Genomic DNA, 13482 nt, shown 5'->3' on the forward strand with positions numbered 1-13482 from the left:
CGGATTGAGTCGGAAAGCCCCGTCTGGGAAACCATTCGGTTCTCCCGTATAGGAAAATATTAAGAACCGAAGGGACGCGAGAGTTCTTAGCTCTGCGGAAACTCCCGTCCTAGGGTTTTTAAAGAGCTACAAGCTAAAAAGCTAATTTTATGGCAATAGAGATTATTCCCAAAGAGGCAGCTAAACTACCCCTTTGGCAAAATATTCTATTTTATCTTTCTTTGATTTTGCTTTTAACCTCAATTTCAGGCTATCTTGTTTTACATTATGTCTACTATAAAAAAGCAGAATTAGCTTTAGATGAACTAGAAATAGCTTTAGAAAAAGGAAAAACTCCACAACAAGAGTTATTAAAGAAAGAGATTTTAAATTATCAGAAAACAATTGAAGACTTCTCCTCTTTACTTAGTGCCCATCAAATAAGTTCAAAATTCTTTATTTCTCTTGAGAAAATCTGTCATCCAAAAGTTTTCTTTACTAAAGTAAATTTGAATATTGATGAAAAAAAAGGAAATATTTTTGGCAAAACGGAAAGTTTTCAAGCTTTAGGTCAACAACTCTTGATTTTTAAAAAGGATGAAATGATTAAAAGTATTAATTTATCTAATGTTGGGATTGGAAAAGGGGGAGATATTGAATTCACTTTAGGTCTTTCTCTTTGGCCAGAATTGTTTAAATAAAATTATGCCCCGATTAATTACCGCTATTATTTGTCTTTTTCTAACCTTAATTTTAGGATTCTTTATAATTTGGCCAAAATATCAAGACTTAAGAGATCTCAAGCTTGAAATTAAGACAAGAGAGACCGAACTTAACTATCGGGAGGAATATTTTTCGGATCTTAACAAAATCTCTGAGGAATTGAAAAAATATGAGGCTGAACTTTCCAAAATTAATGATGCTCTTCCAGATGATCCTTCCTTGCCTTCTTTATTAAATTTTCTTGAGAAAGCTAGTTCCCAAAATGGTTTAGTTTTTAAAAAATTGGGATCTTTTTCCACAGTTTCACTAAAAAAACCAACTAGGACAGCTACCCCTTCAGAACAACAGCCCCTCTCCCCTTCTGAGATTAAAGAGACTCGTCTTGGTTTTGAAGTTTCCGGTTCCTATTCTGCTCTAAAAAATTTTCTTTCCACTTTAGAAAAATCTGCCCGGCTTATTGAAATAGAAACAATCTCTTTTTCTTTTGAAGAAGGAGAGATTTTCTCTTTTGCATTAGAAATAAAAACTTTTTCTTATTAAAAACAGAAAACAATGGTTGTTATCACTTCCCCAGGAAGAAAAAGACAGAGATATTTAATTTTTATCTTCATAGCAATAGTTCTTGGAGCTGTTTTTATCCTTGCCTATAATTTTTTAATAAAACCAAGACCTCTTCCTCCAGAAATTTTACCCCCACTACCACCAAAAATTGAAATAAATTTTGAGTTATTAAAAAGTCCTCTTTTAAGAGAGTTTCAATCTTTTGAAAAAATTTCTTCTTTTGAGGAAGAGATCGGCCGAGAAAATCCTTTCATCCCCTACTAATATGACATTGGTTCAACAACTGGTTAAAAGGGGAGTATTAGAAAAAGAAAAAGCTGCCTCCTTAGAGTTTGAAATAAAGAAATCAGGAAGAAAAGAGGAGGAAATGATTATTGAGCGGGGAATAGTTCCCGAAAGTTTTTTGTTTAGTTTAAAAAGTGAAAATCTTAAAATACCTTTAAAAGAAGTTTTTCCTAAAGAAGTTTCTTTAAAAGCTTTAGAGTTAATTCCCGAAGAATCGGTTAAATATTACAAAATGATCCCTTTAGCTAAAAAAGATAATATCTTGGAGGTAGGAATGGTTTATCCAGAGGATTCAAAAGCTCGAGAGGCTTTAAAATTTTTAACTCGTCAGGCAAAGCTATCCTATCAAGTTTTTTTAATCACTCCCACTACCTTTCAAAATATTTTTAAACAATATAAAACTTTAAGGAAAGAGGTGACAAAGGCCTTAGAGGAGCTAAAAGAAGAACTGACAGTGAAAAAAGTTAGGGTTAGGCCTCTGGTAGCAGCTGAAGTGGAGAGATTAGTAGAAGAAGCCCCTATTTCTAAAGTTGTGGCAGTAGTTCTTAGACACGCAGTTGAGGGAAAGGCTTCTGACGTTCATATTGAACCGGTGAGAGAAAAATTGAGAGTCCGATTCCGGGTAGATGGAGTTTTGCACTCATCCCTTTTTTTGCCTCTTAAGATTCATCAGGCAGTAGTGGCCAGAGTTAAAATTCTTGCCAATTTAAAAATCGATGAGACCAGGATTCCCCAGGATGGGAGGTTTTCGACAAAAATGGATGATAAAGATATTGATTATCGAATTTCCACCTTTCCTACTAGTCTGGGAGAAAAAGTGGTAATTAGGGTTTTAGATCCTACTAAGGGACTTTTAACTTTTGAACAGTTGGGATTGACTGGGAGAAATATTGAGGTGATTAGAGAGGCAATAAAAAAGCCCTATGGAATGATTTTAGCTACCGGGCCCACCGGTTGTGGAAAGACTACAACTTTGTATGCTATTTTGCAGATTTTAAATAAAGAAGGAGTAAACGTTATGACCCTGGAAGATCCAGTTGAGTATTTTATTGATGGAGTTAATCAATCCCAGATTAGGCCAGAAATTGGTTATGATTTTGCCACTGGCCTTCGTCACATGGTTAGGCAAGATCCTGATATCATTATGGTTGGAGAAATTAGAGATGAAGAATCAGCGGCTTTGGCTACCCACGCTGCCTTAACTGGTCACCTAGTTTTATCTACCCTACATACTACCAATGCCTTGGGGACTATTCCCCGACTCGTTGATTTGGAAGTTCAATCCTATTTAATTCCTCCCACCCTGAGCATCTCTCTGGCCCAGAGACTAGTGAGAAAACTTTGTCCGGAGTGCAAGAAAAAAGTGAAGTCTAGGTCAAGAATTAGAGACTTAATTTTAAAAGAAATTGAAAAACTCCCCGAAGTTCTTAAAAAAAATCTTAAAACTCCCAAGCCCTTAGAAATTTTTGAGGCTAAAGGTTGTAAAAAATGTAACTCCGAGGGTTATGCCGGGCGAATCGGAATTTTTGAAGTCCTAACTATGACTGATGAACTTTCTGATATAATTTTAAAGGAACCCTCAGAGATGAGAATTCAGGAGGAAGCTAAGCGTCAGGGAATGATCACTATGAAACAAGACGGTGTATTAAAAGTTTTGGAAGGTATTACCTCTATTGAGGAAATTCTGAGAGTGGCTGAGGAAAAATGAGAACCTGATTTCGTCAGGACCTTGATTACTTCGTAATTAAATTATGAAAAAAATTTTATTAGTTGAGGACGATCCATTTGTAATAGATATTTATACCAAAAAGTTAAAAGACTCAGGTTTTTCTATTGAGGTAGCTAAAAATGGTGAAGAAGCCTTAAAGAAAATAAAAGAAGAGACCCCAGATCTTTTGGTTTTGGATATAGTTTTACCCAATATTGATGGTTGGGATATTCTTAAAAAAGTTAGAACTGAGCTAGGCTTTGAGGATTTAAAAGTTATTATTCTTTCTAATCTTAGTCAAAAAGAAGAGGTGGAAAAGGGATTTAAGCTTGGAGCAATAAAATATTTTGTTAAAGCAAACTATACCCCGAGTCAGGTAGTAGAAGAAATAAAAAAAATATTAAGATAATCGGAAAGGGGTCGGTCAAGACGCGAGGCTTCTCCGCGAAACCTGCGAAGCAGGTTGAGTCGGAAAGCCCCATCTGAGAAACCTTTCGGTTTCCCCGTATAGGAAAATATTAAAAACCGAGGGTTTTTAAAGAGCGAGCCCGAAGCGACCCGCCCTGGGCGGGGAGCGCCAGTACAAGGTGCTGGGTGAGGGTGAGCGACTCACTTTTATAATACCACTATGGATTATTCTTCTCAACTTAGAGAATTACTTGATTTCACTGTCCAGGAAAAGGCCTCTGATTTACATATTTCAGTAGGTCATCCCCCGGTTTTAAGAATGGGTGGCCGGCTTATCCCTTTAATTAAACGAAAAAAGATCTCACCAGAAGATTCTCGGCAATTAGCCTTTGAATTAATGACTGAGGAGCAAAAAGGGAAATTTCTTCAAAAAAAAGAAATTGATTTTTCCTATAACTTTGAGGGAAAGGCCAGATTTAGAATTAATATTTTCTTTCAGAGGGATAATGTTTCTTGTGCCCTTCGTTTAATTCCAGCCAAAATTCCAACAATTGAAGAGTTAAATCTTCCTCCAGTTTTACATCAGTTTACTAAACCAGCCCAGGGATTTATTCTAATTACCGGTCCCTCTTCTCATGGAAAATCAACAACTTTGGCTGCCTTACTTGATGAAATAAATCATTCCAGGTCAGAGCATATCATTACTATTGAGGATCCAATTGAATATGTTTTTGAAGATGACCGTTGTATTATTGACCAGAGAGAGGTTTATGGAGATACCCAATCTTTTGCCCAGGCCTTGCGTTCAACTTTCCGTCAGGACCCCGATGTAATTATGGTTGGGGAGATGAGAGATTTAGAAACTATGGCCACTGCTATTTCTGCTGCTGAAACAGGGCACCTAGTTTTTGCTACTTTACATACTAATTCAGCTGCCCAGAGTGTTCATCGAATCGTCGACTCTTTTCCTCCTGCCCAGCAGGGTCAAATTAGAGCTCAGTTGTCAGGCTCCCTTTTAGGGATAATTTCTCAGAGATTAATACCCAGAATTAAAGGAGGTTTAATACCGGCCTGCGAAATAATGATGAATACTCCAGCCACCGCCAATTTAATTCGAGAAAATAAAGTCCACGAAATCCCTTTAGTTATTGAGACTTCAGCTGAATTAGGGATGATTTCTTTAAATAGGTCTTTAACCAATCTTATTAGGGCAAAGGAAATTTCTTTGGAAAATGCTATGAATTACTCTTTAGATCCAGCCTCATTAAGAAAACTCATCGTCAGATAATATGAAATTTAACTATCAGGCTAGAACTAAAGAAGGCCAAGTTCGGACAGGAACAGTTGAGGCTTCTTCAAGAGAGGCGGCTTTAGCTCTTTTGGAAAAATATGGACTTTATGTTACTTTATTAGAAGGGGCTGAGGCAATACCTGTTTATTTTAAAAAAGTTAAATTTTTAGAGAGAGTTTCTAGAAAAGATGTAGTGGCCTTTTCCCGCCAACTGGCTGTTATGTTTAAATCTAACATTCCAATAGTAGAGATATTTTATACTTTAGCCAAACAGACAAAGAATCTAGTTTTTAGAGAAAAAATTATAAAAATTGCAGAAGAAGTAGAAGGGGGAACTGCTCTTTCTCGCGCCTTAACCAGATATCCCAAAATTTTTGACCCTTTTTATACCAGTATGGTTAAATCTGGTGAGGCCTCAGGTGAACTTACCAAAGTCCTAGATTATTTAGCCGACCATTTAGAAAGAGATTATGACTTTCGCTCCAAAGTAATTGGGGCAATGCTTTATCCTGTCCTTGTTTTTATCGTTGTCTTAGTTGTAGTTGCTGCTGTTGTCCTTTTTATTATTCCTCGGCTATCGGAAATTTTAAAAGAAGCTAAAGCAGAACTTCCTTTTATGACTAAATTGGTTCTACAAACCTCTGACTTTTTGAGAAATTGGGGTTGGATTTTACTCCTTGTTTTTTTTGTAGTAATCATTTTAATTTTTCAATTTTCAAAAACTAAAGAAGGAAAAAAAACTTTTGATAAATTTTTTTTAAGACTACCTGTAATCAGTGGTTTCTTGCAGAAGATCTATCTTTCCCGTTTTGCTGAAAATCTTGCGACTTTAACATCTGGGGGGTTGCCAATTGCTCAGGCCTTAGAAATTACCGGGGAGGTAGTAGGAAACGATGTTTACAAAACCATTATTTTAAAAGCCAGAGATGAAGTTAGGAGAGGGGAGACAATAAGTGCAGTTTTAGAGAGATATCCTAGGGCCATTCCTCCTCTAGTTATCCAAATGACGGTGGTTGGAGAGAAAACCGGCCGGTTGGGTCCAGCCCTAATGAACATAGTTGGTTTTTACCAAAAAGAGGTTGACCGAACCCTGGATAGTCTTGTTAGTCTTTTGGAGCCAATCTTAATTATCTTTTTGGGAATAGTTGTTGGTGGATTAGTAATTAGCGTTCTAATGCCAATTTATCAAATTGGCCTGAGTGGATTCTAAATAGTTTTCCACAGTTTGACCCCGTTAGAAATTTCCTTAATAATTAAAGTAATAATATAATAAAAAAATAGTTTACCTGTGAATAATTATAATTTCTAACGGGTTTTACTTAATTGAATATGCTATAATTAGAGCTAGGATAAAAAATTAAAAGGTCGAAAAATAAAAATTAGAAATTAATAAAAATAATTAAAGTAGAAATTATGGCCAAGAAAAAAGGTTTTACCTTAATTGAACTTTTGGTGGTTATTGCTATTATCGGAATTTTAGCCTCAATTGTCTTGGTTTCTTTAGGGGGAGCAAGGGCAAAAGCCAGAGATGCCAGAATCACTGCCGCCATGGCCCAGATGCGAACTAAGGCCGAATTAATTAATGCAGCAGAAGGTAGTTACACAAATTTAGCCTGTATTTATGATACAGAGATAGGGGCTCTTTGTGATGACGTTGATAAGCAGTGCCCTAGTGGAACATCAGGGTGCGGAGGGGATGATGCAGCAGCAGGAACTGAGGATGTAACAGCCCAAGCTGTCTCTGGAGAATACTGTGTTTATACGCCCCTGAATGTTCAATACGGTGGAAGTAACGACTTTTACTGTATAGACAGCACAGGAAGAGCTGGTAATACTGTTACCGACCCCAGCACAACTTGTGGTGGAGGCTTACCAGTTACCTACGTTTGTCCTACTATAAGGTAGTTAATAGTTGAAAAACTCCTATTTATTTAATTTAATAATCCAAATTTGTTAGAAACTCTGGGCTCTGAATTTAAAAAGCATCAGGGTTATTCGGTTTAAAATAATGCTATTTTTCTTTAGGAAATTTAACGGTTTTATTTTATTTAAAAATCAGAAATTTTTGATTGGCTTTACTTTAATTGAACTTTTGATAGTCATTGCTATTATTGGGCTTTTAGCTAGTATTGCTTCGGTCGCCGCATTAAATGTTCGAAACAAAGGTAAAGACGCAGGAATTATGGCTGATTTAGCTCAGGTAAGAGTGGAAGCCGTTATGATTAAAAATGCCACTGGTACCTATGCTGGACTTTGTGACCCTAGCGATAATACCCTTAATGATACTGATTATCCCAACACCCTTGGTTTAATTGAAGAGGGGATTAGAAAATATAGTGGTTCTGACCCAACCTGTTACGCTGCTACAGATGCCTATTGTGCTCAATCTGCCTTAGCTACTTTGGGTGATTATTGTTTAGATTCCACTGGAATTGCCGGGACATCACCAGCTGCCTGTGACTCAACTGCTGATTGTGCTACTGATTAATTAAGAAGGTTTATTCCTGTCTAAAAAATGGGGCTTTGCCCCATTTTTTATTTGTTAATAAATTGGCTATAAAAATGGAATTAGTTTTTAATTCTGAGTATTGATTTCTTACTTCTCACTTCTTCCCCTGTAGCCGTAATCTGGACCGCAATTTCTACGATCGTAGAAATCGCGGTCATCTCGTATATTCCCGAGAAAAATTTAATGTGTTAAAATAATTTAATAATTCACTAGTGTTATAATTTTCAAAAGTTTTAAAAATTTATGAAATTACCAATCACTGATAAGTTTCTCTGGGATTTATTCAATGCCATTGAGAAGATTTCTGATGTCCATGCTTTATTTGCTCCCCGAACCTTAAAAGAAGTCTGGTTTCCTGAACTTTACAAGGCGAGATGTTTTTATCGAAAGAAAGCCGATAGGAGAGAATTTTTTAAATTTATTCGATATCTTAAGAAAAAAGGATATATAAAGGTTAAGAGCCTTGAGCCAAATGAAGCCATAATTTTAACTCAAAAGGGAATAGAGAAAGTTTTAAAAACTACTCTTCGCTTAAAAGAAAAGAGAAGAAGAAAAGATGGAAAGTGGATAATGGTTATCTTTGATATTCCAGAGAAAAAAAGAAACTTTCGAGATCTTTTTAGAGAAAATCTTCAACTTCTGGGTTTTAAATATTTACAAAAAAGCATTTGGGTTTGTCCTTACGATGTTTTAGAAGAAGTTCAAGGACTGATAGTAAAATATGATTTGGAAAAATATGTAAAAACATTTTTAATTGAAGAACTGGAATTAGAAACCAAAAAATGAAACTTTGACCGTGATTTCTACGATCGTAGAAATCGCGGTCATTTGAAATCAAAGTTAGGTGGATAACAGACAGAAAAATAATCGGGTAAATAAATAGTTAGGTAAGTTAGTTAGGTAAATAAATAATAAATAAAAAATGGGATTGATTTTCTTTTTTTCATTTTTTGTCTTTCTTCTCGGATTGGCTACCGGTTCTTTTTTAAATTCCATAATTTATCGTCTTCAGACCAAGGAAAGTTTTTTACTCACCCGTTCTTATTGTCCTCATTGTAAGCATAAATTAAATTGGCAAGATTTAATTCCTCTTTTAAGCTTTCTAATTTTAAAGGGAAAATGCCGATATTGTAAAAATAAGATTTCATTACAATATCCCTTAGTAGAGCTCGCCACCGGAACACTATTTGTTCTTGTGGGCTATTATACTTTTCCAAATTTACTGGTTACCAGTTACCGATTACTAATTACTAGTTTTCTAATCATTATTTTTGTTTCTGATTTAAAATACTATATTATTCCTGACAAAATAATTTATCCAGCAATCGGCATTGCCTTCATATATAATATTCTTTATTCACACTTAAAATTTCATGATTTCCATTTCTTTTTGAATAGTTTATTGGCAGCCTTTATTGCCAGCGCTTTCTTTCTCTTTATTTTTCTTCTTTCTCGAGGTAAATGGATGGGATTTGGTGATGTTAAATTAGGTTTTTTTGTGGGTCTTTTTCTGGGTTGGCTCAATATTTTGGTTGCTTTATTTTTAGCTTTTTTTATTGGTGCTATAATAGGAGTAGGCCTGATTTTAACCGGTAAAAAGAAATTAAAATCAGAAGTTCCCTTTGGACCATTTTTGGTAACAGGAACATTTATTGCCTTTTTCTGGGGTAACAACTTAATTAGTTGGTATCTGGGCCTATTTTTGTTATAATGAAAAAGGTTGATTATTATTATTTAAACCCGAGTCTAAACATCTTATAATTGTTCTTAATGGACTGCGATTTCTACGATCGTAGAAATCGCGGCCAAGGGAAAGATTATTATTGGTCCTTGAATAAACTTTTGTTAAAATAAAAATAAAGGTCAGGCAATAAAATCCTCCTTGTAATATACGTGGAAAACCTTACAAAGAATCAAAAAATTATTCTAATGATTGTTTTATTTGTTTTGATCTTTGGAGGGGTTTTTTATCTGATAGAACAAGTAAAATTTCCCCAAAAGAAAGAAATTGTAGAAGATCAGGGGCCTCCAGAAGTCTTCAGCTTAGGGGCAGTAATTGCCGAAATTAATATCGAGGATAATTATTTGATAGTTAAACCGCCAAAAGAAGAGAAAAAAATCAAAGTTAACTTAAGCAGGGATACTGAGATTGTTCAGTTAAAATTTCCCTTTGATCCAAAAAACCCTCCTTTGGAAGCAACTTTTACTCCTGAGAAAATACCAATAACCATTAAAGATCTTAAATCCGGCGATTTTCTTTTAATTAAAAGCAAAACTAATATTGCTGGAAAGAGCGAGCTTAACGATGTTAGCAAAATTGAATCCCTGCCCTAATTTGAATTTATAAATTGTTGGAAAAATTAATAAAATAGTAATAAGAAAGAAGATACAATCATGCAAAAGAAAAGTTTAATTTTAGTTGTAATAGTTTTTGCTTTGATATTAGGATTTGTTGGAATTTTTGTTTTCAGAGAGAGAATATTAAAATTAACCTCTAAAGAGCCCCCAAAAAAGATTATAACTTTTGAAGAAGTAAAAGAAGAGATCCAGCGCATTGTAGCTATAAAAGAATCAAAAGTGATTACGAGGTGGACAGCTTATGCCGACGGAGAGGTTAGCCAAATTTCCGGTCGCTCACTGACTCTCACTGCTAATGGAGACGCCTTAGAAATTCCAATAGGTGAGGAGATTGAAATAACCATCCCTGCCCTATCCATAGAAGGAGAAATGATACAAAAAAGAAAAAAAATAGATTTTAAAGATATTAAAATCGGTGATAGAGTAGATATTTCTCTTGAATTAATAGAGGATGAATTAAAGGTGCTTAATGCAGCTGTTCTTTCTGGAGAAATAAAACCCTTACAAAAACCAAAAAAGATTTTACGCTTGACAGCTATTGCTGAAGGCAAAGTCAGTCAAATTTCAGATCGCTCTTTGACCCTGACTACTAATGGAGATTCTTTAAAAATTCCAATAAGAGAGAAAGCTAACTTAACACTTTTTTCTCCTGGCTTACCAACAAAAGCAATAGATTTTAAAGATATTAAAGTTGGTGATATGGTGCATATTTTTGGCGATTTAATAGATAATGAGTTAAAGGGAATTAATGTAATGGTTTTTCTTTAGAAAATGAAAAAAATATCTGGAAAAATTAAAATTTCTCTGTCAATTTCTGTTTTGCTTTTGGTATTAGCAGTTTTTATTGGCGTTTTAAATCCTCTAAATAAGGTAAAAGCACAAATATTTTGTGATGATGATAGTGATTGTCCTCCAGATGAATGCAACACAGTTGATTATAGTGAAACGTGTTGTAGTGGTGGCCAAACATGTACCTGCACATATTACAAAGGGACTGCCTGGTGGTGCGCAGGTACTCCTGGAATGTGTACCAGTGCGCCATGGGCTTCTTGTAAAAAAACAACCACTGGTTGTTCTTGTCAAGGTCCTCCTTGTGGAACGTGTAGTGGTACTACTTGCCCTCGTAAGTGTGAAGGAGGTAGAGAGTTTTGGGGTGGAATCTGTTCTATAGTTTACAGTTGCTCATGCATTTATAGCGATGCTAAATTCTGCTCTGACTATAATACAGTCACTACGGAGTGTTCAGGTGATCTAGTAGTTAGAATTTCTACGTCTTATTCCTGTCATGGCAATAGCTGTGGGCCCGATACTCCAATAACAGAGACTCTAGACAATTGTGATACTGATCGCCGGGTCTATGGCCCTTCTTATAGTTGTTGTTCAGGAAACAGAACCTGTACCTGCCAAGATTGGGAAGACATTGATGGGTATTGTAGCGGAGCAAGCTGTTACGAGAGGTCAGCTGGCTCTGGTACAGATCGGAGCGGCTGTTCTTGTGTAAAAAACTCTTGTGGAGCAGAATGCTCCCAGGCCTCTCATTGTGGCACTGATCACTGTGATGGAGATGTGAGATATACTTACTCCTGTTCTAATTGTCTCTGTAGTACCAATACTTATGATTGTAATGACGATGATTATTTTGATCCTGATTATTGTATAGGTGATGAGAGATGGCATGATTTGAACGATTATGCTTGTTCTGGTGCTGCATGCGTTTTCGATGCAACCGTTCCCACTTTTATTGAAGATTGTGATGTCTTATATGGGGACCCCAATGCCTATTGTGAAGGAGGTGTATGTTACCCTCCTGATTACACTCCACCAACCACTGATATTGAATGTAATGGGGGAGGTCCTGGCTCTTGTGATCCTTGGTTCAATGCCGATGTTGGGGTAACCCTTAGCTGTTCAGATAACCAATCTGGTTGTCAAACCACCTATTATTGTGTGGATGCTAATCCCTGTGATCCAACCATTACCTATACTGGTCTTTTCTCGGTGACGACTGAAAGAATAAATTACGTCAGTTATTATTCAATAGATAATAAAGATAATTCAGAGACAAAACACGATCAGCCAGTGAGGTTAGATAAAACTCCACCTTATACTGTTTCAGTTACTGGCGCTCCAGGAACTTGGCAAAATTTCGATGCCCAGGCTGATATCTATTGTGAAGATGCTTTAAGTGACTGTGACCCAACAACTTACCGATTAGAAATCTATTCAACTGATCCCGTAACTTGTCCAACCAATTATGCTGACTATACCTTGGCCTCTCCCCAGACTGTTTCTTCTCATTCCTGGGTTTGTGGGGCAGCTATGGATAATGCCACAAATACTGGCTTTTCTTCACCAGTAGAGTTTATGGTTGAGCAAACTCTACCTTCTGTCTCAGTTACTGGTGCTCCACCAACCTGGCAGAATATGGATGCCACAGCTGCTGTTTCTTGCACAGACACTGGGGGAAGCGCTTGTGATTTCACTACCTACAGATTGATAATCTATTCAACTGATCCCGGGACTTGTTCAATCAATTATGATGACTATACCTTGGCCTCTCCCCAGGCCATCTCTTCTCATTCTTGGGTTTGTGGAGCAGCTATGGATAATGCCACAAATACTGGCTTTTCTCCACCAGTAGAGTTTATGGTTGACAAAGAGGCTCCAATTCCTCAGATTACCTCTCCTACTGCTGGTTCCTGGCAGGGACAACCTAGTTTTGACGTTTTTGTAACTGATTTAGATACTGGAGGATCTGGCCTAGCAACTTGTGATTTTGTCATCTATGATAATGGAGCACCGACCGCATCAGGAAGTAGAGCCTGTCCTAATGGTTCCTTCACTGTTAATGTTCCAGGAGACTGCGGAACTCACGGTGAAAATACTTGTACTGTTCATGCCCGGGCAACTGATGTGGCAGGAAATACTGGAATGGCTACTATAACCGTTCACATTGATTTAAATGCGCCAACCACCGATATTTTATGTAATGGGGCACCCTGCACCACTGACTGGTATTATGGCAGTGTTGACATCACCCTAAATTGTTCAGATGACGATTCCGGTTGTGCCACTATCTATTACTGTGTAGATCAGACCGATACCTGTTCTCCATGAACGTAAGGTCTTAAATTAATGTTTAAAAAGAGGTTTTAAAAATATCTATTCTATGTCTAAAAAAATTCTTATTTTTTTAGCACTAGTCTCCCTGATAATTTTTGGTTTTCTAATTGAGACTCCAACCTCTACTGGAGATCCTGACCCAACCTGGGCGAGTGACGATTTAGAATCAGGAACAATTTCCTGTGATGCAACTGTAGTCGGAACAAATGTTCAGACAGATACAACCTACAGCAACATAGATTTAGATTTTGACCCAGCTACTGTCACAATATCAGAGATTAGATGCAAGGTTAATTTCACCAGTGTTAATGATAGCGCCTCTAACTGGACTGAAGATTCAGGTTATGGCGAACCCTGGCTCTCTTGTGACTGGAACGCTCAGTTCATGGGAAGGCAAGAGAACATTTCTAGCACCGGAGAAAAAACCATCAGCACTACTTCCTCAACTGTTATAGATACTACTACCCAAACTGGAAATACACTAGTGACTCATCTTTATTGTGGAGATAGTGAAGACGCTTGTAATCCTCAGGGAGA

Annotated in this window: 15 protein-coding genes; all 15 read left to right on the plus strand. The window is 36.6% G+C overall.

The genetic code is table 11. From position 1 onward, the window contains the following. Positions 1–149 precede the first annotated feature (149 nt). Positions 150–680, plus strand: coding sequence for a hypothetical protein (locus KJA15_00220; protein ID MBZ9571756.1), 531 nt, complete (start codon positions 150–152; stop codon positions 678–680). A gap of 4 nt (positions 681–684) precedes the next feature. After that, entirely contained in the window at positions 685–1242 is a 558-nt protein-coding gene (pilO, locus tag KJA15_00225; protein ID MBZ9571757.1) for a type 4a pilus biogenesis protein PilO, read from the plus strand. 12 nt (positions 1243–1254) lie between these two features. Further along, a complete protein-coding gene (locus KJA15_00230; GenBank protein ID MBZ9571758.1) occupies positions 1255–1527 on the plus strand; it encodes a hypothetical protein in 273 nt (90 codons plus the stop codon). A gap of 1 nt (position 1528) precedes the next feature. Beyond that, positions 1529–3256 carry a type II/IV secretion system protein gene (locus KJA15_00235; GenBank protein ID MBZ9571759.1) on the plus strand — a complete coding sequence of 576 codons (1728 nt, stop codon included), beginning with the start codon at positions 1529–1531 and terminating at the stop codon, positions 3254–3256. Positions 3257–3299: 43 nt separating this feature from the next. Further along, a complete protein-coding gene (locus KJA15_00240; GenBank protein ID MBZ9571760.1) occupies positions 3300–3665 on the plus strand; it encodes a response regulator in 366 nt (121 codons plus the stop codon). 219 nt (positions 3666–3884) lie between these two features. After that, positions 3885–4952: a type IV pilus twitching motility protein PilT gene (locus tag KJA15_00245; protein MBZ9571761.1), complete on the plus strand. Its 1068-nt coding sequence runs from the start codon at positions 3885–3887 to the stop codon at positions 4950–4952. Between the two features lies 1 nt (position 4953). Beyond that, positions 4954–6165 (plus strand): type II secretion system F family protein, encoded by a 1212-nt coding sequence (locus tag KJA15_00250; GenBank protein ID MBZ9571762.1) that lies wholly within the window; start codon positions 4954–4956, stop codon positions 6163–6165. A gap of 203 nt (positions 6166–6368) precedes the next feature. Continuing rightward, a complete protein-coding gene (locus tag KJA15_00255; protein ID MBZ9571763.1) occupies positions 6369–6860 on the plus strand; it encodes a type II secretion system protein in 492 nt (163 codons plus the stop codon). Between the two features lie 103 nt (positions 6861–6963). Beyond that, a complete protein-coding gene (locus tag KJA15_00260) occupies positions 6964–7443 on the plus strand; it encodes a prepilin-type N-terminal cleavage/methylation domain-containing protein (protein MBZ9571764.1) in 480 nt (159 codons plus the stop codon). A gap of 264 nt (positions 7444–7707) precedes the next feature. Beyond that, positions 7708–8250 (plus strand): hypothetical protein, encoded by a 543-nt coding sequence (locus KJA15_00265; protein MBZ9571765.1) that lies wholly within the window; start codon positions 7708–7710, stop codon positions 8248–8250. 136 nt (positions 8251–8386) lie between these two features. Beyond that, the gene (locus tag KJA15_00270; protein ID MBZ9571766.1) at positions 8387–9175 is read left to right on the plus strand and encodes a prepilin peptidase; all 789 of its coding nucleotides are present in this window, start codon (positions 8387–8389) and stop codon (positions 9173–9175) included. Positions 9176–9393: 218 nt separating this feature from the next. Beyond that, positions 9394–9798: a hypothetical protein gene (locus KJA15_00275; GenBank protein MBZ9571767.1), complete on the plus strand. Its 405-nt coding sequence runs from the start codon at positions 9394–9396 to the stop codon at positions 9796–9798. 60 nt (positions 9799–9858) lie between these two features. Beyond that, positions 9859–10590, plus strand: a complete 732-nt coding sequence (locus tag KJA15_00280; GenBank protein MBZ9571768.1) for a hypothetical protein — start codon at positions 9859–9861, stop codon at positions 10588–10590. Positions 10591–10593: 3 nt separating this feature from the next. After that, positions 10594–12939: a hypothetical protein gene (locus tag KJA15_00285; protein ID MBZ9571769.1), complete on the plus strand. Its 2346-nt coding sequence runs from the start codon at positions 10594–10596 to the stop codon at positions 12937–12939. Between the two features lie 52 nt (positions 12940–12991). Continuing rightward, the coding region (locus KJA15_00290; GenBank protein MBZ9571770.1) for a hypothetical protein at positions 12992–13482 on the plus strand (491 nt) is incomplete at its 3' end.

It is taken from the genome of Patescibacteria group bacterium, from assembly GCA_020148145.1.
GTDB lineage: Bacteria > Patescibacteriota > Minisyncoccia > Minisyncoccales > JAHCRE01 > JAHCRE01.

What these genes read in the sequence shown, in the direction of transcription:
- KJA15_00220 (MBZ9571756.1), top strand. Translation starts at nt 150, where the DNA reads ATGGCAATAGAGATTATTCCCAAAGAGGCAGCTAAACTACCCCTTTGG.
- pilO (MBZ9571757.1), top strand. Translation starts at nt 685, where the DNA reads ATGCCCCGATTAATTACCGCTATTATTTGTCTTTTTCTAACCTTAATT.
- KJA15_00230 (MBZ9571758.1), top strand. Translation starts at nt 1,255, where the DNA reads ATGGTTGTTATCACTTCCCCAGGAAGAAAAAGACAGAGATATTTAATT.
- KJA15_00235 (MBZ9571759.1), top strand. Translation starts at nt 1,529, where the DNA reads ATGACATTGGTTCAACAACTGGTTAAAAGGGGAGTATTAGAAAAAGAA.
- KJA15_00240 (MBZ9571760.1), top strand. Translation starts at nt 3,300, where the DNA reads ATGAAAAAAATTTTATTAGTTGAGGACGATCCATTTGTAATAGATATT.
- KJA15_00245 (MBZ9571761.1), top strand. Translation starts at nt 3,885, where the DNA reads ATGGATTATTCTTCTCAACTTAGAGAATTACTTGATTTCACTGTCCAG.
- KJA15_00250 (MBZ9571762.1), top strand. Translation starts at nt 4,954, where the DNA reads ATGAAATTTAACTATCAGGCTAGAACTAAAGAAGGCCAAGTTCGGACA.
- KJA15_00255 (MBZ9571763.1), top strand. Translation starts at nt 6,369, where the DNA reads ATGGCCAAGAAAAAAGGTTTTACCTTAATTGAACTTTTGGTGGTTATT.
- KJA15_00260 (MBZ9571764.1), top strand. Translation starts at nt 6,964, where the DNA reads ATGCTATTTTTCTTTAGGAAATTTAACGGTTTTATTTTATTTAAAAAT.
- KJA15_00265 (MBZ9571765.1), top strand. Translation starts at nt 7,708, where the DNA reads ATGAAATTACCAATCACTGATAAGTTTCTCTGGGATTTATTCAATGCC.
- KJA15_00270 (MBZ9571766.1), top strand. Translation starts at nt 8,387, where the DNA reads ATGGGATTGATTTTCTTTTTTTCATTTTTTGTCTTTCTTCTCGGATTG.
- KJA15_00275 (MBZ9571767.1), top strand. Translation starts at nt 9,394, where the DNA reads ATGATTGTTTTATTTGTTTTGATCTTTGGAGGGGTTTTTTATCTGATA.
- KJA15_00280 (MBZ9571768.1), top strand. Translation starts at nt 9,859, where the DNA reads ATGCAAAAGAAAAGTTTAATTTTAGTTGTAATAGTTTTTGCTTTGATA.
- KJA15_00285 (MBZ9571769.1), top strand. Translation starts at nt 10,594, where the DNA reads ATGAAAAAAATATCTGGAAAAATTAAAATTTCTCTGTCAATTTCTGTT.